Source organism: Actinomadura sp. WAC 06369 (assembly GCF_003947565.1).
In the GTDB taxonomy this organism is placed as follows: Bacteria; Actinomycetota; Actinomycetes; order Streptosporangiales; family Streptosporangiaceae; genus Spirillospora; species Spirillospora rifamycini.
The window spans coordinates 1-22,788 of record NZ_QHJN01000079.1 but is presented as its reverse complement, the minus strand read 5'-3'; the positions used below and the strand labels follow the sequence as shown (position 1 = coordinate 22,788).

Here is a 22,788-nt window from a genome sequence, read left to right as displayed (position 1 = left end):
CGGGGATCGGCGCGGGGCCGGTTCCGGCGCGGTCGCGGGGAACCGGCTCAGTCGCCGAAGACCCGCCGGGTGTAGGGGTTGGCGAAGCGGCGGTCGGGGTCGAGTTCGTCGCGCAGCGCGCGGAAGTCCGCGAACCGGGGGTACGCCTTCTCCAGGTACGCGGCGTCGCGGGTGTGCAGCTTGCCCCAGTGCGGGCGGCCGCCGATCGCGGTGAGGACGTCCTCGACGCCGCGGAAGTAGTCCTCGTGGGCGTCGCGGTTGAACACGTGGACGGCGATGAACGCGGTGCGGCGGGCGTGCGCCATCGACAGCCAGGCGTCCTCGGGCGGGAGCAGCCGCACCTCGATCGGGAAGCTGACCCGCCAGTCCCGCCGGGCGAACTGGGCGCGGACCTCCCGCAGCGCCGGGACGATCTCCTCGCGCGGGATCGCGTACTCCTGCTCCTTGAAGCGGACGGTGCGCGGGCTCGTGAAGACCTTGTAGGACGTGTCGGTGTACGTGCGGGCGCCCAGGGCCTTGGCGGAGATGCCGTTGACGAACGGGGTCGCCGCGGGCACGGCGTGCGTGAGCCGGTTGACGGCCCCGAAGACGGTGTTGGACAGGAACCGGTCGTCCAGCCAGTACCGGAACCTCGACAGCGGCTCGGCGGGGCCCTCGACCCGGTTGTTCCGCTTGGTGAGGCAGCCGTCGGTGTGCGGGAACCAGTAGAACTCGAAGTGCTCGTTGGCCTCGTCGAACTCGTCGATCCGCGCGAGGACCTCGTCCCACTCCATCGGCTCCTCCCGCGCGCGCAGCCGGAACGCGGGGACGGTCCGCCACGTGACGGCGGTGACGATCCCGAGGGCGCCGAGGCCCGCGCGGGCGGCGTCGAACAGGTCGGGGCGCTCGTCCCGCGAGCACGTCACGGTCGTCCCGTCGGCGAGCACCAGCTCCAGCGCGGCGACCTGGGAGACGAGCCCGGCGGCGTCGCGGCCGGTGCCGTGCGTGGCGGTCTGGATCGCGCCGGCCACGGTCTGCTCCTGGATGTCGCCCATGTTGGCGAGGGCGAGCCCGTGGTCGTCCAGCAGCCGGTTCAGCCGGTGCAGCGGGAGGCCCGCCTCGACGGTCACGAGCCCGGTCGCGGTGTCGACGGACCGGACCGCGGTGAGGGCGGACGGGCGCAGCAGCACGCCCTCGGCGACGGCCGCGCCGGTGAAGGAGTGTCCGGTCCCGGTCATCCGGACCGTGCGGCCCTCGTCGGCCGCCGCGCGGACGGCCGCGGCGACCTCGTCGGCCGTCCGCGGCGTCGTGACGCGGTGCGGGCGGACCTGCTGGTTTCCGGCCCAGTTCCGCCACGTTTGGTTGCTCACGGGTGACATGCGGCGACTCTACTCGGCAATCGATCGTGAGGAAAGTTCACGTTTACTGATCGTCCGCCGGCCGTCCGGGCGTCCCGGGAGGACCCTCGCTGGGACGGAAGGGGCGATACCGTACTATCCGGTAACCGCGGGCGCGGTCCCGCACCGGGATCCGGGGCCTCGCGGTGAACATTCCGCGACGTCACCCCCTTGACCGGGGTATGTCCGGGCAAGAAGTGCGCAGACGTGTAACCGACCGCTAGTGACGCTCGTTGGGAAATGTTGTGGCTCCTCCATCCGTGACACGCCCGCCGAAGCGCAGGCCGGAGAAGAAGAAGCGGGACCGCGCCGGGGCCCGGCCCCCCGGACGGGCGCTCCGCGGCCTTCCCCTGATCATCGCGGGTATCGCGGTCCTCGCGGTCGGCACCACGTCCGGCGGCGTGTACGCGGCCATGACGGCGGCCGAGAGCGGCTCCGAGCGGCCGGACGGCGACGGCGGCGGCGGGCGCACGGTCGTCCCGCCGAGCGCGGCCCGCGGCAAGCCGGTGACCGTGGCCGACGGCGGCGACGTCGCGCCGCTGCGCCGCGTGGTGCCGCCGGACGTCCTCGCGGTCGGCACCGCCACGATCCCGCAGGCGAAGATCAAGCGGCTGGCGAAGCTGAAGCGGGTCGGCGAGGTCACGGCGGTCGCGGGCGGCGCGATCCAGCTGCAGAACCGGGCGGTGAACGCGCTGGCCGTCGACCCGTCGGCGTTCCGCTCGTGGACGCCGCCCGGCACCGCCAAGAACACGGCCCTGTGGGCGGCGCTGGCCGCGGACGAGTTCGTCACCACCCCGGACGTCGCCGAAGAGCTCCGGCTCGCCCGCGGCACCCGGTACCCGGTGGTCGGCCGGACGATGCCGAACCTCGTGATGGGCGGATCGGGCGAGCTCGGGCTCCCCGGCGTCAACATGCTCGTCAGCGAGAAGGCCGGCGCGGACATGGGCCTGGTCCCGAACGTCGCGGTCCTCGTCAACGCCCCCGGCGTGGACCCGGCGACCACCGTCAAGGCGGTGAAGCAGATCCTCGGCGGCGGCGTGGAGGTCGTGAACCTGCACGCGAGCCAGCACCGGGCGCCGGGCAGCGGCCGGGCGACCGACTACCTCGACCTGTACAAGCGGGCCGCGACGACGTGCCCAGGCCTGTCCTGGACGGTCCTCGCCGCGATCGGGCAGGTCGAGAGCAGCCACGGGCGCAACGTCGGCCCGTCCAGCGCCGGGGCGCTCGGACCCATGCAGTTCATGCCCGCCACCTGGAAGGCGTACGGGGTGGACGGCGACGGCGACGGCAAGGCCGACATCATGAACCCCTACGACGCCATCCCGGGCGCCGCGAAGTACCTGTGCGCGAACGGCGCCGGGCAGGGCGGGCAGCAGCTCTACCGGGCCGTCTGGCACTACAACCACGCCGACTGGTACGTGCAGAAGGTGCTCAACCTCGCCAAGGCGTACGCGGACGCCTACTCCTGAGCCCGCCTGGACGATCGGGCCCGGACATCCCTCCGGACGGCCCGTCCGCGCGTCCCGTCCGGGCGGCCCGGGTGGGCGGCCCGTGTGGCTTTGGCGACACGTGGCCCCGCCGGAACCGGCCACCGGAAGGCGGCTGGTTGGATGGAGGCATGACGTCGTACGACGCTTTGCTGCTGATCTCCTTCGGCGGGCCGGAAGGGCCCGACGACGTGATCCCGTTCCTCGAGAACGTGACCCGCGGGCGCAACATCCCGCGCGAGCGCCTGGAGGAGGTGGGGGAGCACTACTACCTCTTCGGCGGGGTCAGCCCGATCAACCGGCTCTGCCGCGAGCTGAAGGCCGCCATCGAGGCCGACTTCGCGGCCAACGGCGTCGACGTCCCGGTCTACTGGGGCAACCGCAACTGGACCCCGTACCTGGCCGACACCGTCCGCCGGATGAAGGACGACGGGATCCGGCGCGCCGCCGCGTTCGCGACGTCCGCCTACAGCGGCTACTCCACCAACGACCAGTACCTCGAAGACATCGCGCGCGCGCGGGCGGAGGTCCCGGGCGCCCCCGAGATCGACAAGCTCCCGGTCTACTGGGACCGCCCCGGCTTCCTAGACCCGTTCACGGACGCCGCGATCAGCGCCCTGAGCGAGCTCCCGGACGACGCGCGCCTCGTCTTCACCGCGCACAGCGTGCCCCTCGCGCAGCCGAACCGCGAGGCGTACGTCGCCGAGCTCGAGGAGGCCGCGCGCCGCGTCGCCGCGGCGGCCGCGCCCGGCAGGCCGTGGGACCTCGTCTACCAGAGCCGCAGCGGCCCCCCGTCCCAGCCGTGGCTGGAGCCGCAGATCACCGACCACCTGGACGCCCTGCACGGCGCGGGCGTCCGCGCGGTCGCGGCCGTCCCGATCGGGTTCGTCTCCGACCACATGGAGGTCAAGTTCGACCTCGACGTGGAGGCCGCCGACCGCGCCGCCGAACTCGGCATGGCGTTCGCGCGGGCCGCCACGCCCGGCGGCGACCGCCGCTTCGCCGCGCTGGCCCGCGAGCTGCTCACCGAACGGGAGAACGCATGAGCCTGCCCGAGGAACTGCTGGACCTGGCCCTCGCGACCGCCCGCGAGGCCGGCCGGATGCTCGTCGACAAGCGCCCCGCCGACGGGCCGGACGTCGTGCAGACCAAGTCGAGCCCGACCGACGTCGTCACGCAGATGGACCGCGCCGCCGAGCAGCTCATCATCGAGCGGATCCGGGAGGCCCGCCCGGACGACGCCTTCCTCGGCGAGGAGGGCGGCACCCGGGCCGGCGGCAGCGGCGTCCGCTGGGTGATCGACCCGATCGACGGCACCGTGAACTACCTGTACGACCTGCCGGACTGGGCCGTCAGCATCGCCGCCGAGGTGGACGGACGGGCCGTCGCGGGGGCCGTCGAGATGCCGCGCCGCGGCGAGACGTACACGGCCGTGCGCGGCGGCGGCGCGCTCCTGCACACCGCCTCGGGCACCCGCGAGCTGCGCGTGAACACCGGCGTCCCCCTCGGCCGCGCGCTCGTCGCGACCGGGTTCGGGTACTCGGCCGCCCGCCGCGCCCGCCAGGCCGAGATGCTCACGGGAATCCTGCCGCACGTCCGCGACATCCGCCGCGGCGGATCCTGCTGCGTCGACCTGTGCTCCCTCGCCGCGGGCCGGGTGGACGCCTACTACGAGCGCGGCGTCCAGGCGTGGGACATCGCCGCGGGCGCGCTGATCGTCGAGGAGGCGGGCGGCCGGGTCGAGGGCATGCACGGTACGCCCCCGGGCCCGGAGTTCACGCTGGCCGCCGCCCCGGACGTCTTCAAAGCCCTCCACGACGGCCTCCTGGCGCCCCTGGACCCCGCCCGCGACTGAACGGCCTCCGGCGCGCGGGGGTCGGCCCCCGGAACGTGAAGAGCCCGGGACCGTGGGGTCCCGGGCCGTGCGGCGGGGGTTTCGATCAGTGATGGCCTCCGGGGGAGTCCCCGGCGAACCAGTCGCAGGGAATCAGTCGCAGCGGGGTGGTTCGATCCCGATGTCGTGGTTCGCTGCGATCCGGCGCAGTTCGCTGATCTCCTCCCGGCGGATGTCCGCCAGGTAGGTGTCCCCATCTGCGTGGGCGCTGCGCAGCGACGCGTACGCGTCGTCGAGCCGCTGCTGGATAGTGCGCGTCAACTCGCCCATGAGCCTCCTCCCGGATCCTGCCCATCCCTACCCACACGTACGCTTGAAGCAAACCTGTTCGCCGATGCAATTTTCGCGGATTCTTGCGTACGGGACCCGGCGGCCTCTTGAACGCCTGCTTACGGGGGTCTTACGGCGCGCATGGCATATCTGTAACGCGGGGCGGCAGGGCCCGTCCGACCGGAGGGGGAACGAGTGCGTGTTCTAGTCGTCGAGGACGAGCGGGTGCTCGCCGACGCGATCGCCACCGGCCTGCGCAGGGACGCGCTGGCGGTGGACGTGGCCTACGACGGCGCCGGGGCGCTGGAGCGGACGGGCGTGAACGACTACGACGTGATCGTCCTGGACCGCGACCTGCCGAAGGTCCACGGCGACGACGTCTGCAAGCAGCTCGTCGCCCAGCGGTACCCCGCGCGGATCATCATGCTGACCGCGGCGGGCGAGCTGGACGACCGCGTGGAGGGCCTACAGATCGGCGCCGACGACTACCTGGCGAAGCCGTTCGCGTTCGCGGAGCTGATCGCGCGGGTGCGGGCGCTGGGCCGCCGCGCGGCGGCGCCGCTGCCGCCCGTGCTGGAGCGGTCGGGCGTCCGCCTGGACCCGGGCCGGCGGGAGGTCGCGCGGGACGGCCGGCAGGTCGACCTGACGCGCAAGGAGTTCGCGGTCCTGGAGGTGCTGCTGAGCGCGGACGGCGCCGTCGTCAGCTCCGAGCAGCTCCTGGAGAAGGCGTGGGACGAGCACATCGACCCGTTCACGAACGTCGTGCGGGTCACGATGATGACGCTCCGCAAGAAGCTCGGCGACCCGCCGGTCATCGAGACGGTCCCGGGCGTGGGGTACCGGCTGTGACGGCGCCCGAGGGAGACGCCGGGGACCGCCCCGGCGCGACCGCGGCCGGCGCGACGGACACGCAGCCCTCGCCGGTGCGCCGCACCGGCCCCTGGCGGCGTCCGGGGCCGCAGCAGGTCCCGCCCCCGCCCGGCCCCAAGGGCGTGTGGCGCGCCGACGGCGACGGGGCCTCGGCCGTCCAGGCGCTGCCGAGCCGGATGAGCGTCCGGCTGCGGCTCACTCTGCTGTACGGGCTGCTGTTCTTCATGGCCGGGGCGCTGCTGCTGTTCGTGGTCTCGATCCTGATGGCGAACATCCTGAGCAACGTCCAGGTGATCGGGCTCGGCATCTCGCAGGAGGAGGCGGCGGCGCTGCAGCGCCAGTTCGTCGAGCAGACGATGAAGCAGCTCGTCGGGCGGTCGCTGGTGGCGCTCGCCGGAGTCGGGATCATCACGCTGGTCCTCGGCTGGTTCGTCGCCGACCGGGCGCTCAGCCCGCTGCAGCGGGTGACCGCGACGGCGCGGCGGCTGTCGGAGAGCACCCTGCACGAGCGGATCGCGCTGGAGGGCCCCGAGGACGAGATCAAGGAGCTCGCCGACACCTTCGACGCGATGCTGGAGCGGCTCGGGGAGGCGTTCGACTCGCAGCGCCGGTTCGTCGCGAACGCCTCGCACGAGCTGCGCACGCCTCTCGCGATCAACCGGACGCTGCTGGAGGTCGCGCTCGGCGACCCGGAGGCGTCGGACGACCTGCGCGCCGTCGGGCGGACGCTGCTGGCGACCAACGCGCGGCACGAGCGGCTGATCGAGGGCCTGCTGCTGCTGGCCCGCAGCGAGCGGGAGCTGACCACCCGCGCGCCGGTGGACCTCGCGGACGTGGCGTCGACGGTCCTGGAGCACTCGGGGCGCCGCGAGCACGACAACGACGTCGCGGTGCACCCGGAGCTGACGTCCGGCACCGCGTCGGGCGATCCGGTCCTGCTGGAGCACCTGGTGTCGAACCTGGTGGAGAACGCGATCAAGCACAACGCGGACGGCGGCGAGCTGTGGATCCGCACCGGGCTGCTGGACGGCTACGCCACCGTCCAGGTCGAGAACACCGGCCCGGTGGTGCCCGCGTACGAGGTGGAGCGGCTGTTCGAGCCGTTCCGGCGGCTGAACGCCGACCGCGTCGAGTCGGCCAAGGGCGCGGGCCTCGGCCTGTCGATCGTCCGGTCCGTCGTGCTGGCGCACCGCGGCGCCGTGTACGCCGCGCCCCGCCCCGGCGGCGGGCTGATCGTCACCGTCCGCCTGCCCCCGGGCTGACGGCCGCCGCGCGGACCGCCGCCCGCCGGGTCACTCCAGGGCGGCGGTCGCCAGCGTCGGGTCGCCGTCGTAGTCCATCTCGAGGTTGACGTACCGGTCGTCGACCAGCGCGGCGGCGCCCTCGTTGATCAGCGGGACGAGGGCCATGTCGTCCAGCGCCGTCTTCTCCGCCTGCTTGTACAGGCCGGTGCGCTCCTGCCCGGAGGCCGTGCGGACCGCCTGCCCCATGACCTCGTCGAACCGGCCGCTCTTCCAGCCGGACAGGTTGTTGTAGTCGTTGTCGTCGGTCGCCACGAGCGTCCCGCCGAGCAGCGGCCACAGCATCGTGTAGGGGCTCGCGTAGTCCGGGCCCCAGGAGAACAGGGCCAGCCCGGACGCGTCGTCGCCGACCAGGCCGTCGCGGTACTCGGCGTACTCGGTGACGGGCGTGGCCTTCATCTCGATCTTCCAGCCGAGCACCTGCTCCAGCCGCCGCCTGATCGCCTCGGCGAGCTTCTGCTCGTCGCCCGTGGTCCGGTACGACAGCCGGACGGTCGTGTCCGAGCCGAGGTCGGCCTCCGCGGCGAGCGCCTTCGCCCGCGTGATGTCCGCCGCGTCGCAGGACGCGCACACGCCGGGCCGCCCGAACCCGGGGAGGGCCTGCGGCACCAGGCCGCGCGCCGGGACGTCGCCCCCGCCGGTCAGCCGGGCGAGCGCGGCGCGATCCAGCGCGTACGACACCGCGAGCCGCGCCTCCCGCGACTTCATCGGCCCGCGCGCCGTGATCGGCACCAGCATCCGGACGTACGGGACGGGCCGCGTGGTGAAGGCGGGGTCGTCGGCGACGGAGCCGAAGTCGGTCATGCCGGCCAGGTGGCCCCAGCCGATCTCGTCCGACTGGAACAGCCCGCGCGACAGGGCGGAGTCGGGCGCCAGCCGGACCTCGACGCGGTCCAGCTTGGTCTCGCCGAACGCCCACGCCTCGTTGCGGGCGAGCACGACCTCCTTGCCGGGGGTGTAGCTCTCCAGCAGGAACGGCCCGTTGCCGATCGGGCGCCGGTTGAACGCCTCGTTGTCGGGCTCGCCGGCGGACGCCGGCAGGGGCGCGAAGACGGGGTCGGCGAGGCGCGCGGGGAAGTCGCAGTTCGGCGAGGTGAGCCGGAGCGACAGGCCGTTCGGCGTCGTCTTGACCCCGGAGAACGCGTCCGCGTCGCCGCTCGCCACGGCGTCGAACCCCTCGATGTCGGCCATCAGGTAGGGGCCCGCGCCCTCCTCGGTGGCCGCGGCGCGCGCCCAGCCGCGGGCGAACGCCTGCCCGTCCACCGGCTGCCCGTCGCTGAACGTCGTCCCGTCGCGCAGCACGATGTGCCACTCCCGGCAGCTCTCCTCGGGCCGGATCTCGGTGGCGAGCATGTTGCGGACGCGGCCGTCGGTACCGACGGCGGTCAGGCCGGTGTAGAGCTGCTTGCCGAGGAACCGCTCGGTGCCGCCGTAGCTGTGCGAGGGGTCGATCCCGCGGCCGGAGCCGAGCAGGGCGGGCGCCGACATCGCCAGGGTGCCGCCCGTCCGCCCGGTCGGCGGACCGGTCTCCTCCCCGTCGCCGCCCATCCGCACGAGGACCACGGTGCCGACGAGCACCAGCGCGACGAACGCGGCGCCGCCGGCGCCCGCGAGCACGCGCATCCGGGACCGTCCGCGGCCTCCCCGGACCGGCTCGGTGGGGTCGCCGCCCTGCCCGGCGGGGGCGGCCCGGCCCGGCCACGTGCCGCCCGGTCCCGGCCGTCCGGCCGTCGGGCCCGCCGGGAGCGGGTGCGCGCCGGGCCAGCCGGGCGCGGCGCCCGGCCGTCCCGGGACGGCGGGCGGCTGCGGGGCGGGACCCGGCGCGGGCAGCGCGGGCAGCGCACCGGGTACGGCCCCCGGGTGGGCGGACGACCCCGGCGGCGGCGTCGACGCGCCCGGATGGGCGGACGACCCCGGCGGCGGCGTCGACGCGCCCGGATGGGCGGACGACCCCGGCGGCGGCGTCGACGCGCCCGGGTGGACGGGCGACCCGGGCGGAGGTGTGGACGCCCCCGGGTGGATGGGCGACCCGGGCGGCGGCGTCGCCCCCGACCGCAGCCGCGGCGCCGACTCCGCGGCGGCCGTCTCGGCGCCCCTGGTGAGCATCTCCGCGTCCCCGGCCGCCGGGGCGGACCCCGGGCGGCGCAGGCTCCCGGCGAGGGTCAGCAGGTGCGCCAGGACCTGCTGGGACGCGGGCCGCAGCGCCGGGTTCTTGGCCAGGCACGCCAGGACGAGCCCGCGCAGCGGCTCCTGGAGGCCGCCGAGGTCCGGCGGGAGGTTCAGGATGCGGTTCATCACCGCGGGGATGGAGTCCTGCCCGAAGGCGGGGCGCCCGTTCGCCGCGTACGCCATCGTCGCGCCCCACGACCAGACGTCCGCGGCGGGCCCCACCTGGTTGCCGGAGATCTGCTCGGGCGACATGTAGGCGGGGGTGCCGACCGCGACGCTCGACATCGTCCCGGTGGCGTCCAGCGCCCGCGCGATCCCGAAGTCGATGACGCGGGGGCCGTCCGGGGCGAGCAGCACGTTGCCGGGCTTGAAGTCGCGGTGCACCACCCCGGCCTGGTGGATGGCGGCCAGCGCCGTCATCGTGCCGATCGCGAGCCGGTCCAGGTCGGCGCCGCGGCGCGGGCCGTCCTCGGCGAGCACCATCGACAGCGACGGGCCGTCGATGAACTCGCTGACGATGTAGGGCCGGTCGCCCTCGACGTCGGAGTCCAGGACGCGCGCGGTGCAGAACGGCGAGACCCGCTTGGCCACCGCGACCTCGGCGGCGAACCGGGAGCGCGCCTTCGGGTCGCCGCTGAACCGGGCGTGCAGCAGCTTGACGGCGACCGCGCCGCCCTCCTCGTCCTCGCCGAGGAAGACGGCGCCCTGCCCGCCCTCCCCGAGCAGCCCGGTCAGCCGGTACGGACCCAGGTGCTCCGGATCGCCCGGTCGGAGGGGCGCGGCCTCGGGCATGTGGAGTCCTTCGGGGGAGGAGGGCGACGTCCTTCTCGCGACTTTACGCGATCATCATTCGGACGATCATCACTTGGAGACGGTGCCGTACGCGGACGGGCTCGCCGCCGAGCGCTCCTGGCGCCACTCCCACCGCGCCGACCGGTCGCCGGTGAGGTTGAAGGTGACGTATCCGGGGGCGCAGTCCTCCTTCTCCTGCCCGGCCATCGGGCTCTCCCGGTACTCGACCTTGGTGCCGGACTCGCTCAGCAGCTCGAGCCGGGTGTAGCAGGTCGGGTGCGAGGAGCCGTAGGTGTACTTGGCGGTGCCGCTGGAGTAGATCAGCGCGAACTGCACCGTGAAGTTGCGGCCGTCCGCGGGCGCCGCGGGCTGCCTCCCGTTGCCCTTCCACACCCCGACGAGCCCCTCGCGGGAGCCCGGCGAGGACCGGGTCGACGGCTCGTTCGACGGTTCGCTCGACGGCGTGTACGGCTCCTCCGTCCGCGACGTCGGCAGGGTGGTCGGCGGGTCGTAGTCGTCGTCGTCGGAGTTGGCGGCGACCACGACGAACACGATCACCAGGATCAGGATGACCGCGAGGGCGCCGCAGCCGATCGCGATGATCGGCCCCGCGTTCGACTTCTGCCGGCCGTACTGCTGCCCCGGCGGGACGGCGCCGTGGCCGTGCGGCGGGCCGGGCGGTCCCGGCGGCCGGGGCGGCGGCTGCATCCCCGGCTGCGGCTGCGGCGGCCCGGGCGGCATCCCCGCGTTCTGGTACATCGGCATGGGCGGCGGCGTGATCGGCTGCGCCGGGGGCGTCGACGGCCCCTGCGCGCCGTGCGCGCCCGGCATCCCGGCCTGGTGCATGGGCATCGGCGGGGGAGTGATCTGCTGCTGCGGCTGCCGCGCCGGCGGGACCGGCGGCGGCGCCGGGAGCTGCGCGGCGATCCGGGTTCCCTGGTCGAGCAGGTTCGCCTCGCCCGTCCCGGGGGCCGCGCCGACGTGCCCGAGCAGGTTGAGCAGCAGCTGCGGGGCGGACGGGCGCAGGCCGGCGTCCTTGTTCAGGCAGCGGCCCACGAGGTCGCGGACCGGACCGGGGGGCAGCGCCGACAGGTCCGGGTCCTCGTTCAGGATCCGGTTGATGATCACCGGGAGGGTGTCCGCCTCGAACGGCGACTGCCCGGTCGCGGCGAACACCATCGTCGCGCCCCACGCGAAGATGTCGACCGCGGGGGTGAGGGCGCCGCCGGTCAGCTGCTCGGGCGCCAGGTAGCCGGGGGTGCCGACGACCATGCCGGTCGCGGTGACGGCGCTCTCCTGCGAGTTGACCGTCCGGGCGATGCCGAAGTCGACGACGCGCGGGCCGTCGGCCGCCAGCATGACGTTGTTGGGCTTGAAGTCGCGGTGGACGATCTCCGCCTCGTGGATGGCGGCGAGCGCCGTCGCGGTGCCGATGGCGAGCCGCTCCAGGTCGGCGGCGTTGCGCGGGCCCTCGTGCGCGACGACGTCGTGCAGGGACGGGCCGTCGATGAACTCGCTGACCACGTAGGGCTGGTCGCCGTGGACGTCGGCCTCGAGCACGCGCGCGGTGCAGAACGGCTCCACCCGCTGGGCGGCCGACACCTCGCGGACGAACCGGGCACGCGCGGACGGGTCGTTCGCCGTCTGCGCGTGCAGCAGCTTCACCGCGACGTACTCGCCGCTCCCCGGCGCCCTCCCCAGGAAGACCGCGCCCTGCCCACCGGCGCCGAGCCGCCCGATGACCTCGTACTGTCCCAGTGCCCGGGGATCGCCTGGCTCCAGCGGAGCGGCATCCGGCATCTGACCCTCCCGTGACCCGCGGTGTCGTTCCGCGATATTGTGCGCCGGACCCGGCCGCGAGGTCACCTCCCGGCCGTGTGCCGGACGCCCCTGCGCGGGGGTCCGCCCCCAGCTCTCCGAGCGGGCACCATATCGCGTTAGTTCAGACGTTTCACCGGCCCGTCCGGTTCAGTGTCCGGGCCGTCCGCCGCGAACGGGGCGGCGCGCCGCGGCCGGTCGGTGCGCGCCCGGCTCCGGGGACCGGTATGATCCCCGCCGCCGCGGGAACCCCGATGGTCGTCGTCCGGTACGGAAACGCAGTGCTCGCCGTGCCGTGGACGCCCGCCGGGCGTGTGACGGAAGACACATCACGAGGAAGAGAAGCGGGTGATCGGTGTCACTCGTGGGAACGGTCGCGCCTCGTGTGTCGCACGTCACCAACCGTGACAGAATTTCCCGCCCGGATCGGGCACAAGAACGGTCCCTCGAGCGTTAGTTCCGCGCGACGGGGCGCATAAAGCACTGAGGGGGATGGAGATAGAAGATGGCGACCGACTACGACAGCCCGCGCAAGACAGACGACGACATCAACGAGGACAGCCTCCAGGAGCTCCAGGCCCGTCGCGCCGACAAGGCCGCGAGCATCATCGACGAGGACCTCGACGCCGGTGAGGTCGCCGACCTGCCGGGCGCGGACCTGTCGAACGAGGAGCTCACGTTCCGCGTCGTGCCGCGGCAGGCGGACGAGTTCACCTGCACCCGCTGCTTCCTGGTGCACCACCGCAGCCAGCTGGCCAAGGAGAAGAACGGCCAGCCCATCTGCCGTGAGTGCGCCTGACCCGGGGGCGGGCCGGTGACGGGAGACCTGGAGAAACGGCGGGACGACGAGGTGGAGCCGGCGCACGTCGGCGGCTCCGCCGAACTCGGTGAGCTGGTCGGCCGGCTCACCGCCGACGAGGACATGGACCGCGAGACCCGCGGCCGCCTCCTCGGGCGACTGGCGAAACTGCTCGGCCAGAACGCCCGCAGGGCGGGGGCCGCGGGCATCGCGCGCGGCCGCTGGCTCGGCGACCTGCTCGTCGAGGTGGCGCCGCACATCCCCATCCGCGACCGGGAGACCCTGAGCGCGCACCACCACGGCCTGACCGGTGAGGCGCTGGCCGACAGCCTGGTCCGGGTCGCGAGCAACGCCACCACCGGCGTCGGCGCCGCCGGCGGCGCGCTCGCCGCGGTGCAGTTCACCGCACCGCCGCTGCTGCTGACCGCCCCCGCGCAGCTCGCCGCCGAGACCCTGATCCTGGCGGCGATCGAGGTCAAGCTGATCGCCGAACTGCACGAGGTGTACGGCGTCCGCGTCGAGGGCTCCGGCACCGTGCGGGGCCGCGCGTTCGTCGTGTCCTGGGCGCGGCAGCGCGGCATCAACCCGCTGGAGGCGGGCACCCTCGGCAGCGCGCTCGGCTCGGCCGCGAAGGCCGCGCTGCGCAAGCGGATGCTGAGGCTGTTCGGCCGCAGCATGACCACCATGGGGCCGCTGCTCACCGGAGCGGCGGCGGGGGCCGCGCTCAACCGGAGCGCGACGAAGGCCCTGGCCAACACGATCCGCACCGACCTGCGCGCGTCCGCGGGCGTGCCGCCCCCGCTTCCGGGCGACCGGCCGCGGCTGCCCTCCGGGGACTGACCCGGGACGACCGGCGCGGGCCCGTTCCGGACACGCCCCCCTCGTGACCGGAGCCGGCCCCGAACCCGGAACCAGACCGCGCCCGAAGCCGAACCTCGGCCCCGGCCCGATCCAGCCCCCGGCCGACGAGCGGACGGCGGGCGCGGCGGGGACGCCGTGCGCCGCCCGCCGCGCCCGCCGCCGTCAGCCCTCGACCTTGAAGTGGGACGGGGGCGCACCGGTGCCCTTGGCCCACTGGTGCGCGACGGCGCGGGTGGCGAGCAGGCGCGCCACCTCCATGCCGACGCCCATCATCACGGCCCAGCCGATCGCCTCGGCGAGCGCCACGTCGGGCGACTCGGGGTTGGTCGGCGGCTCCTTGCCGGTGCTCTTCTTCCAGGCCATGGTGATGACCTTCTTCGCGACGAAACCGCCCGCGAAGGCCGCGGCCCCGGCCGTCAGCCGCCAGCCGAGTTCGCCCTTGTCCGCCATGTTCGTCCTCCAGTCGTCCTGTCGTCTCCGACGCTACCGGACCGTGCCCGCCCCGGCCGGGCGGTCGACGCGGTCGGGGCGCGCCGGGAAATGCGCATGCGCCCGGGGGCGATGTCAATACGATTGGCGCATGACAGAGCGTCCGCGTACCCCGCATGTTCCGGCCAAACCCTCACTCGACGGCCTGGAGGACACGTGGGTACGCGCGTGGGAGGAGGAGGGCGTCCACCGCTTCGACCGCACCCGGCCGCGCGCCGAGGTGTTCTCGATCGACACGCCCCCGCCCACGGTCAGCGGCTCCCTCCACGTCGGCCACGTCTTCTCCTACACCCACACCGACGCCGTCGCACGGTTCCAGCGCATGCGCGGTCGAGCGGTCTTCTACCCGATGGGGTGGGACGATAACGGCCTGCCCACCGAGCGGCGGGTGCAGAACCACTTCGGCGTCCGCTGCGATCCGTCGCTGCCGTACGACCCCGCCTTCGAGCCCCCGGCGAAGCCGGACCCGAAGCGGCAGGTCCCGGTGTCGCGGCGGAACTTCATCGAGCTGTGCGAGCGGCTCACCGAGGTCGACGAGAAGGCGTTCGAGGAGCTGTGGCGCCGCGTCGGCCTGTCGGTCGACTGGAACCACCTCTACACCACGATCGGCGCGGAGTCCCGCACGGCGTCCCAGCGCGCGTTCCTGCGCAACCTCGCGCGCGGCGAGGCGTACGTCGCCGAGGCGCCGACGCTGTGGGACGTCACGTTCCGCACGGCCGTCGCGCAGGCCGAGCTGGAGGACCGCGAGCAGCCCGGGGCGTTCCACCGGCTCCGCTTCCACGCGCCCGAGCGGCCCGTCTACATCGAGACGACGCGGCCCGAACTGCTGCCCGCGTGCGTCGCGCTCGTGGCGCACCCCGACGACGAGCGGTACGCGGAGCTGTTCGGCACGACCGTCCGCACGCCGCTGTTCGGGGTCGAGGTGCCCGTCCTCGCGCACCGGCTCGCCGAGCCCGACAAGGGCTCGGGCATCGCGATGATCTGCACGTTCGGCGACGTCGCCGACGTCACCTGGTGGCGCGAGCTCGACCTGCCGACCCGCGCGGTGATCGGCTGGGACGGGCGGCTGGCCGCCGAACCGCCCCGCGGCGTCCCCGCCGAGCCGTACGCGGAGCTGGCGGGCAAGACGGTGTTCTCGGCGCGCGAGCGGATCGTGGAGATGCTGCGCGGGTCCGGCGACCTGGACGGCGAGCCGCGCAAGGTCACGCGGGCGGTGAAGTTCTACGAGAAGGGCGCCAAGCCGCTCGAGATCGTCACGACCCGGCAGTGGTACATCCGCAACGGCGGCCGCGACGCGGGGATGCGCGCCGAGATGCTCGCGCGCGGCGCCGAGCTGAACTGGCACCCGCCGCACATGCGGGCCCGCTACGACAACTGGGTCGAGGGCCTCAACGGCGACTGGCTGATCTCCCGGCAGCGGTTCTTCGGCGTGCCGATCCCCGTCTGGTACCGGCTGGACGCGGCGGGCGAACCGGTCTACGACGAGCCGATCGTCCCGGCCGAGGACGCGCTGCCGGTCGACCCGTCGTCGGACGTCCCGCCCGGGTACACCGAGGAGCAGCGGGGCGTGCCGGGCGGGTTCGCCGGCGACCCGGACGTCATGGACACGTGGGCGACGTCGTCGCTGACCCCGCAGATCGCGGGCGGCTGGGAGCGCGACGCCGACCTGTTCGGCCGCGTCTTCCCCTACAGCCTGCGGCCCCAGGCGCACGACATCATCCGCACCTGGCTGTTCTCCACGGTCGTCCGCTCGCATCTGGAGCACGGGTCGCTGCCGTGGACCGACACCGCGCTGTCCGGGTGGATCCTCGACCCCGACCGCAAGAAGATGTCGAAGTCGAAGGGCAACGTCGTCACGCCGATCGACCTGCTGCGCGAGTACGGGTCGGACGCCGTCCGGTACTGGGCGGCGAGCGGGCGGCCGGGCACCGACACCGCGTTCGACACCGGGCAGATCAAGGTCGGCCGCCGCCTCGCGATCAAGGTGCTGAACGCGTCGAAGTTCGTGCTCGGGCTGGGCGGTGTCGAGGACGAGGGGCCGGCGGCGGTCACCGAGCCGCTGGACCGGGCGATGCTGGCATCGCTCGCGGGCGTCGTGCGCGACGCCACCGAGGCGTTCGAGGGCTACGACTACACGCGCGCCCTCGAACGGACGGAGCGGTTCTTCTGGGAGTTCTGCGACGACTACCTCGAACTGGTGAAGTCCCGGGCGTACGGGGACGGGCCGGAGGCGCGGTCGGCGCGCGCGGCGCTGCGGACGGCCCTGTCGGTGCTGCTGCGGCTGTTCGCGCCGGTGCTGCCGTTCGTCACCGAGGAGGTCTGGTCGTGGTGGCGGCAGGGGTCGGTGCACGCGGCGGCGTGGCCGACGCCCGCCGAGCTGCCCCTGGACGGCGACCCGGCGGTGCTGGCCGCGACGGGCGAGGCGCTGCGGCAGGTCCGCAAGGCGAAGTCGGAGGCGCGGGCGTCGATGCGCGCCGACGTCGCGCGCGCGGTCGTCCGGGGCGCGGAGGCGGTGCGCGTCGCCCGTCCCGACCTGGCCGCCGCCGGGCGGATCGCAAACCTCACCCTTGAGGCCGCGCCCGCCGCGCTGACGGTCGAGGTCGAGCTGGCGCCCGCCACGTAGCACCGCTCGGCGCGGCCGTCCGCGGCCCGTCCGGAGGGCGTTCCGCGTAACGGCCGTCACACGGTCGCGGCCTTGACTTCCCCCGGCCCGCTCCAGATATTAGACGTCGAATCTAATTGTTGGGCGGGCCGGGGAGGACGCGCATGACCGGGACCGACGAGCGGCACCCCGAGATCACCCCGCGGCGGGTCAGGTTCGACTGGGCGGACACGCCGCTGCACTGGATCCCCGGCGAGCCGGTCGCCACGCACTTCATCAACGTGCTGCACCTGCTCCTCCCCGCCGGGGAGCGCTGGTTCGTGCACGTCTACAAGCAGGCGCTGCCGCTCGTGGAGGACGACGAGCGCCTGTACCGGGAGGTCAAGGGGTTCATGGGCCAGGAGGCCGTGCACGCCTACTCCCACCAGGGCGTCCTCGACCGGCAGATGCGCGAGCGGGGGCTCGACCCGCGCCCGCTGACCCGCCGCATCGAGTGGCTGTTCAAGAACCTGCTCGGCGACCGGCCGCCGGTCCCCGGGCTGTCCCGGCGCCGCTGGCTGACGCTGCGGATCGGGATCATCGCGGGGATCGAGCACTACACCGCCGTGCTCGGCCAGTGGATCCTGGACGCCCGCGCGCTCGACGACGCCGGCGCCGACCCCACGATGCTGGACCTGCTGCGCTGGCACGGCGCCGAGGAGGTCGAGCACCGCTCCGTCGCGTTCGACGTGTACGACCACGTCGCGGGCGGGTACGCGCAGCGGGTGCGCTCGTTCGCCATCGGCCTCGTCGCCATGCCGCTGGCGGTGTACGTCGGCGCCGCGTACCTGTGCCGCGCGGACCCGACCCTGCACGGCGTCCGGCCGCGCGTCCGCGACTACCGGCGGGCCGTGCGCCGCGGCCTCTTCCCGGGCAACCGGTTCATGATCGCCGCGGCCCGCACCTACCTGCGCCGCGACTACCACCCGTCCCGCGAGTGCTCCACCCGGCGGGCCGCCGAGTACCTGGCGGCCTCGCCCGCCGCGCTCGCCGCCGCCGGGCGCCGGGCGTCCTGAGCCGCGGCGGTCCCGGGCGCCGCGACGACGCGCCCGCGACGTCCGGGACCGTCGCTCCGGAACGTTCCGGAGCGCGGCTCAGTAGGTGAACGGCAGGTGCTTGATGCCGTTGATGAAGTTCGAGTAGAGCCGGTCGGGGCGCCCGTTCGCCCGGATCTCGGGGACCCGCGTGAACAGCTCCCGGAACATCACCGTGATCTCCCGGCGGGCCAGGTTCGCGCCCAGGCAGAAGTGCGGCCCGGGACCGCCGAACCCGACGTGCGGGTTCGGCGACCGGGTGATGTCGAAGGCGTCGGGGTTCTCGAACACCTCGGCGTCCCGGTTGGCGGAGTTGTAGAACAGCAGGACCTTCTCGCCGGTCCGGTAGGTGTGGCCGTTCATCACGTGGTCGCGGGTGACCGTGCGGCGCATCTGGATGACGGGCGTCGCCATCCGGACGATCTCCTCGACGGCGCCGGGGATGTGCGCCTCGAAGTCCTCCGCCAGCAGCGCCCGCTGCTCGGGGTTGTCGGTGAGCAGCTTCAGGCCGTGCGACATCGCGTTCCGGGTCGTCTCGTTCCCGGCCACGACGAGCAGGATGAAGAACGACCCGATCTCCTTGTCGGTGAGCCGCTCCCCGTCCACCTCGGCGGTGACGAGCGCGGACATCAGGTCGTCGGCGGGGTACCGGCGGCGGCGCCGGGCGAGCTTCATCGCCAGGTGGTTCAGCTCGAACGCGGCCGTCACCACCCGCACCAGGACGTACAGCGCGCCGATGCGCGTGATCTCGCCCCGGAAGTCGCGGCCCGCAGTGTACTCGGGGTCGCCGATGCCCAGCAGCGTGTTCGTCCGGTCGAAGACCATCGGCCGCACCGGCTCCGGCACGCCCACCATGTCGCAGATGACCGTCAGCGGGAGGCGGGCCGCGACGTCGGTGACGAAGTCGCCGGGCCCGCGCTCCAGGACGTCGTCCACGATCCGGGTCGCCGTCGCCTGGATGTCGGTCTCCAGCTTCTCCAGGACCCGCGGAGTGAACGCGCGCGACACGATCCGCCGGATCTTGGCGTGCCGCGGGTCGTCCATGTTGATGATCGAGCCGAGGTAGCGGGCGATGTACCCCGGCATGTCGGGGATGGTGGTGGAGGTGGGCTCGCTGCTGAACACCTGCGGCGTCCGGCTCGCCTCCACCACGTCCGCGTGCCGGGTGAGCGCCCAGTAGCCCGGGCCCTGCTTGATGAACGGCAGTCCCAGTTCGGGGAAGAACTCGGGGTGCTCCCGTTCCCGCAGCCGGGCGAACGCCGCCAGGCGCTCGCGCTGCGGCCGGGACCAGAACTCCAGGTCCGACAGGTCGGTCGCCGGGTCCCGCGTCATCGTCGCCACTTCGCACCGTCCTTGGGGGGCTCGTCTCCGAATGGAGTTCGGTTTCCATGGAAGCGAGGTCGCCGGGCGACGTCAAGGATCACTTACCCGGCCGGAGCCGTGTCGCGGCGGCGTTTCAGCGCCGGGACGGGTGCGCGGAGTCGGTATTGTCAGGTGGTTTCCGAGGCGGTTCGACGCGAGCGCGAGGTGGACGGTGGGCAAGGTCGACGTACTGATCGAACGGCTCGATCCGGAGCTGCCGCTGCCCTCCTACGCGCACCCGGGGGACGCCGGGGCCGACCTCGTCGCCGCCGAGGACGTCGAACTGCCGCCGGGCGAGCGCGCGGTCGTCCCCACCGGGATCGCGATCGCCCTGCCGGACGGCTACGCCGCTTTCGTTCACCCGAGGTCCGGTTTGGGCGCTAGGTTGGGGGTGACCATAGTCAACGCACCCGGTACCGTCGATGCCGGCTATCGGGGTGAGATCAAGGTGACCCTGCTGAACACCGACCCCCGCGCCACGGTCCGGCTGCGGCGCGGCGACCGCATCGCGCAGATGGTCGTGCAGCGGGTGGAGACGGCGGTGTTCCACGAGGTCGCCGCCCTTCCCGGATCGGCGCGCGGAACCGGCGGGTTCGGCTCCACGGGTGGGTACTCCCACCCCGATGAAGGTTGAGAGAAGGAGTGTGAGTCGTGGCTTTTGGACGTCGCCGACGGGCCGAGGAGGGCCGTGCGGAGCCCGAGGTGACCGAGGAGCCGGCGCAGCAGGACGCCGAGGACGCCGCCGCGGAGGACGCCGCCGCCGAGCCCGAGGCCGTTTCGGGCGGTCCCTGGGACTCCGAGGACTCCTTCCCCGAGATGCAGCGCCTCGACTTCGGGTCCCTGCAGGTGCCGGTCGCGCCCGGCCTCGGGTTCCAGGTCAACTTTGAGGCGACCCGGGTCGACGACCAGGGCAAGCCGCTCGACGGCCGTCCCGTCGCCGTCCTGGTGCAGCACCAGGAGAGCGCGATGCAGCTCCAGGTCTTCGCCGCGCCGAAGCGCAGCGGCATCTGGGACGACGTGCGCGCCGAGACCGCCAAGGACATCGAAGAGCAGGCGAAGGGGCAGACCCAGGAGGGCGACGGCCCGTTCGGCGCCGAGCTCCTCGCGATGGTGCCCGCCGCGCTGACCGAGGAGGTCCTCGCGGAGATGCCGCAGGAGGTCCGCGAGCAGATCCCCGCCGAGTTCGTCGAGCAGGGCTGGGCGCCGCAGATCATCCGCTTCCTCGGTGTGGACGGCCCGCGCTGGTTCCTGCAGGCGGTCGTGCAGGGCGCCGCCATCGAGGACGAGGAGCAGTGGCAGGTGCTCGAGGACGTGCTGCGCGGCGTGGTCGTCGTGCGCGGCGACGCCCCGATGCCGCCCCGCGAACTCCTCGAACTGCAGATCCCGAAGGAGTTCAGCGAGTCCCAGGGGGACGCGCAGGACGAGGAGCCCGCCGAGCAGGAGTTCAAGCCGTTCGAGCGCGGCCCCGAGATCACCGAGGTGCGCTGACCCGTCCCCGCCCGGCCGCCCGACCCGCGGCCGGGCGCCGTGCGGCCGCCCGCCGCGGGGCCGGGTCCCGCCCGGCCGCCCGGTCGGCGCGTCCCGGACGGCCGCGTCCCGGACGGCCGCGCCCGGATCAGGTCTCGATCAGCTCGAACGGCATCGCGTGCGCCACGCCGACGGCCCGTCCGGCCGGCTCCGCCATGCCGGTGAGGAACGCGGCGGCGTCGAAGTCCGCGCCCAGGTTCGAGAAGTACACCTCGTGCGCGCGCAGCGACGCGATGCCCGTCTCCAGGTGGCCGGTGACGTCCACGTAGTGCCCGGCCTCCGGCGACCCGCCGAACAGCGCGAACCGCACCCCCTGCCACGGCTCCAGGCCCAGGTCCCGGAAGACCCACCGGTTGGCGGCGTCCCGGATCGCGTCGGCGACCGCGAGCCCGAGGACCCGGTGGTCGGCCATGTTGAACCCGCCGCCCGGGAACGACTCCCGGAAGTTGACCGAGACCACCACCTCCGGGCGGTGCCGCCGGATCGCCGCCGCCAGGACGCGCCGCAGCGGCAGCCCGTACTCGAGCACCCCGTCCTGGAGATCGAGGAACTCGACGGTCTCCACGCCGACGATCCGGGCCGCCTCGATCTGCTCGAGCGTCCGGACGCGGGCCACCTCCTCCGGGTCCATCCCGTCGATGCCGGCCTCGCCGCGCGTGGCGAGCACCTCCGTCACCGTCTTGCCCTGGGCCGTCCACTTGGCGACGGCCGTCGAGCCCCCGTACTCCAGGTCGTCGGGGTGCGCGACGATCGCGAGGGCCCGCTCCCAGTCCTCAGGTACCGCTTCCATGCCCCCATAATCGCCGAGCGGCGCACCGCGCCGCCGCCTAGGATCGCGCCGTGACCGAAACGGCGATGCATGTCCGGATCGAGCGGTTGCGCGGCGCGATCGCCGCCCGTCCCGCCGAGGTCCGGGACGAACCGGCCGGGGAGCCGCTGTACCAGGCCGTCCGCGGGCTCGCCGCCGGCGCCGTCGCGGACCCCGCCCGGCTCGCCCGGGAACTGGCCGCCCGCCCCGACCCCGTCCTGCGCGCCGAGGCGTTCCGGGTCGTCCGGGAGGCCCTGCACGCCGGCCTGCTGCCGCCCGCCCCTGCGCGCGCGCTCGTCGCGGACCTCGCCGCCGACGTCCCCGCCGCGCTGCGCGAGCTCGCCGAACCCTGGGCCGTCCTGGACCCCCTGCCGCGCGGCCGCGTCCTCCGGCTGCTCGCGTCCGGACCGGACGGCGCCGCGCTCGAGGCCGCGGCCCGGCACGGCCACCGCGACCTCGTGCGGGACGCCGCCGCCGACCCCGGCCGGGCCCCCGCCGTGCGGCGGCGGGCGCTCGAACTGCTCGGCGGCCTCGCCGACCGCGACGACGTCCCCGACCTGCTCGCCCTCGCGTGCACCGACCCGGAGCTGCTCGCCGCCCCCGCCGTCGCCTGCCTGACCGGCCTGCACCGGCGCGGCCACTTCCCGCGCGACCGCGACGTCCCGTCCGTGGTCCGCCTCGCGCTCGCCGACCGGCGGATCCCCGCCGAGGACGTCGCGATCGTCCTGTACACCGCGCGCCGCGCCGCCCTGCGGGAGCTGACCCGCGCGGACGGCGACGCGGCGCGGCGGCTCGAGATCCTCGTGGCGCTCGACGCCCAGGGCGCCCCCGGTCTGGACGCGGGCGGCGCCGTCACCGCCCTCGCGCGCCGCGCCGCCGACCCCGTCCCGTACCTGCGGGCGATCCGCGACCTGCGGCACGTCCCGGCCGAGGAGACGGTCCTCGCGCTGCTGCCCGGCGCGCCCGCCGCCGCGCTCGACGCCCTCGAGGCCGTCGGCGGCGCCCGCACCGCCGATGCTCTGTGGGCGGGCCTCGGCCTCGACGGCGGCGCGGTCGCCCCCCACCTGCGGCCGCACCGCCACCGCGCCCTCGAGATCCTGTGGCACCTCACCGCCGATCCCGCCCGCCGCCGCGCGCTGCTCGACCGGCTCGACCCCCGGGACCTGCCCCGCCGCGTCGCCGACGACCTCGGCGGCCCCGACCCGCGCGAACTCGCCGTCCTCGCCGCGCACCCCGACCCCGGCGACCCCGCCGACGCGCTGTGCCGCCTCGCCCGCAACGGCGACGCGA

General features: G+C 74.3%; 19 protein-coding genes. 12 read left to right on the top strand and 7 right to left on the bottom strand.

Annotation, left to right across the window (positions count from 1 at the left end; genetic code table 11):
• Nucleotides 1-47: 47 nt before the first annotated feature.
• Nucleotides 48-1,358 (bottom strand): D-arabinono-1,4-lactone oxidase, encoded by a 1,311-nt coding sequence (locus DMH08_RS21550; protein ID WP_125617303.1) that lies wholly within the window; start codon nt 1,356-1,358, stop codon nt 48-50.
• Between the two features lie 278 nt (nt 1,359-1,636).
• On the opposite strand from DMH08_RS21550, the gene DMH08_RS21545 reads away from it, so the two are divergent.
• The 3 genes from DMH08_RS21545 (at nt 1,637) to DMH08_RS21535 (ending at nt 4,718) form a co-directional block, all read left to right on the top strand.
• On the top strand, nt 1,637-2,845 hold the full coding sequence (locus DMH08_RS21545) for a lytic transglycosylase domain-containing protein (protein ID WP_199747929.1): 1,209 nt from the start codon (nt 1,637-1,639) through the stop codon (nt 2,843-2,845).
• Nucleotides 2,846-2,994: 149 nt separating this feature from the next.
• Complete coding sequence (locus tag DMH08_RS21540) at nt 2,995-3,909, top strand: ferrochelatase (protein WP_125617301.1); 915 nt, start codon at nt 2,995-2,997, stop codon at nt 3,907-3,909.
• Nucleotides 3,906-4,718, top strand: a complete 813-nt coding sequence (locus DMH08_RS21535) for an inositol monophosphatase family protein (protein ID WP_026400669.1) — start codon at nt 3,906-3,908, stop codon at nt 4,716-4,718. Before DMH08_RS21540 ends, DMH08_RS21535 begins: the two co-directional genes overlap by 4 nt.
• 132 nt (nt 4,719-4,850) lie before the next feature.
• Here DMH08_RS21535 and DMH08_RS41100 read toward each other — a convergent pair whose 3' ends face one another.
• On the bottom strand, nt 4,851-5,027 hold the full coding sequence (locus DMH08_RS41100; protein ID WP_158079106.1) for a hypothetical protein: 177 nt from the start codon (nt 5,025-5,027) through the stop codon (nt 4,851-4,853).
• Between the two features lie 195 nt (nt 5,028-5,222).
• Between DMH08_RS41100 and DMH08_RS21530 the strand changes: the two genes are divergently transcribed.
• Nucleotides 5,223-5,876 carry a response regulator transcription factor gene (locus DMH08_RS21530; protein WP_026400668.1) on the top strand — a complete coding sequence of 218 codons (654 nt, stop codon included), beginning with the start codon at nt 5,223-5,225 and terminating at the stop codon, nt 5,874-5,876.
• Nucleotides 5,873-7,159 (top strand): sensor histidine kinase, encoded by a 1,287-nt coding sequence (locus DMH08_RS21525; RefSeq protein WP_034516165.1) that lies wholly within the window; start codon nt 5,873-5,875, stop codon nt 7,157-7,159. Before DMH08_RS21530 ends, DMH08_RS21525 begins: the two co-directional genes overlap by 4 nt.
• A 30-nt stretch (nt 7,160-7,189) precedes the next feature.
• Here DMH08_RS21525 and DMH08_RS21520 read toward each other — a convergent pair whose 3' ends face one another.
• Both DMH08_RS21520 and DMH08_RS21515 read right to left on the bottom strand, forming a co-directional pair.
• Nucleotides 7,190-10,159: an ABC transporter substrate-binding protein gene (locus tag DMH08_RS21520; protein WP_125617299.1), complete on the bottom strand. Its 2,970-nt coding sequence runs from the start codon at nt 10,157-10,159 to the stop codon at nt 7,190-7,192.
• Nucleotides 10,160-10,228: 69 nt separating this feature from the next.
• Nucleotides 10,229-11,959: a serine/threonine-protein kinase gene (locus tag DMH08_RS21515; protein ID WP_026400667.1), complete on the bottom strand. Its 1,731-nt coding sequence runs from the start codon at nt 11,957-11,959 to the stop codon at nt 10,229-10,231.
• A gap of 523 nt (nt 11,960-12,482) precedes the next feature.
• Between DMH08_RS21515 and DMH08_RS21510 the strand changes: the two genes are divergently transcribed.
• Nucleotides 12,483-12,776, top strand: a complete 294-nt coding sequence (locus DMH08_RS21510; protein ID WP_026400666.1) for a DUF4193 domain-containing protein — start codon at nt 12,483-12,485, stop codon at nt 12,774-12,776.
• Between the two features lie 15 nt (nt 12,777-12,791).
• On the top strand, nt 12,792-13,616 hold the full coding sequence (locus DMH08_RS21505; RefSeq protein WP_425248238.1) for a hypothetical protein: 825 nt from the start codon (nt 12,792-12,794) through the stop codon (nt 13,614-13,616).
• 183 nt (nt 13,617-13,799) lie between these two features.
• On the opposite strand, the gene DMH08_RS21500 is transcribed toward DMH08_RS21505, so the two are convergent.
• Entirely contained in the window at nt 13,800-14,087 is a 288-nt protein-coding gene (locus DMH08_RS21500) for a DUF4235 domain-containing protein (protein WP_026400665.1), read from the bottom strand.
• A gap of 130 nt (nt 14,088-14,217) precedes the next feature.
• Here DMH08_RS21500 and valS point away from each other — a divergent pair, with 130 nt between their 5' ends.
• Both valS and DMH08_RS21490 read left to right on the top strand, forming a co-directional pair.
• The gene (valS, locus tag DMH08_RS21495; RefSeq protein ID WP_125617297.1) at nt 14,218-16,749 is read left to right on the top strand and encodes a valine--tRNA ligase; all 2,532 of its coding nucleotides are present in this window, start codon (nt 14,218-14,220) and stop codon (nt 16,747-16,749) included.
• Between the two features lie 143 nt (nt 16,750-16,892).
• Entirely contained in the window at nt 16,893-17,783 is an 891-nt protein-coding gene (locus DMH08_RS21490; RefSeq protein WP_034516162.1) for a metal-dependent hydrolase, read from the top strand.
• Nucleotides 17,784-17,861: 78 nt separating this feature from the next.
• On the opposite strand, the gene DMH08_RS21485 is transcribed toward DMH08_RS21490, so the two are convergent.
• Nucleotides 17,862-19,133: a cytochrome P450 gene (locus DMH08_RS21485; protein WP_026400662.1), complete on the bottom strand. Its 1,272-nt coding sequence runs from the start codon at nt 19,131-19,133 to the stop codon at nt 17,862-17,864.
• A gap of 202 nt (nt 19,134-19,335) precedes the next feature.
• Here DMH08_RS21485 and dut point away from each other — a divergent pair, with 202 nt between their 5' ends.
• Together dut and DMH08_RS21475 are read left to right on the top strand one after the other, a co-directional pair.
• The gene (dut, locus tag DMH08_RS21480) at nt 19,336-19,797 is read left to right on the top strand and encodes a dUTP diphosphatase (protein WP_034516383.1); all 462 of its coding nucleotides are present in this window, start codon (nt 19,336-19,338) and stop codon (nt 19,795-19,797) included.
• 17 nt (nt 19,798-19,814) lie between these two features.
• The gene (locus DMH08_RS21475) at nt 19,815-20,651 is read left to right on the top strand and encodes a DUF3710 domain-containing protein (RefSeq protein WP_125617295.1); all 837 of its coding nucleotides are present in this window, start codon (nt 19,815-19,817) and stop codon (nt 20,649-20,651) included.
• 127 nt (nt 20,652-20,778) lie between these two features.
• Here DMH08_RS21475 and DMH08_RS21470 read toward each other — a convergent pair whose 3' ends face one another.
• Complete coding sequence (locus DMH08_RS21470; protein WP_026400660.1) at nt 20,779-21,480, bottom strand: PIG-L deacetylase family protein; 702 nt, start codon at nt 21,478-21,480, stop codon at nt 20,779-20,781.
• A 50-nt stretch (nt 21,481-21,530) separates the two neighbouring features.
• Between DMH08_RS21470 and DMH08_RS40255 the strand changes: the two genes are divergently transcribed.
• The coding region (locus tag DMH08_RS40255) for a hypothetical protein (protein WP_233617722.1) at nt 21,531-22,788 on the top strand (1,258 nt) is incomplete at its 3' end.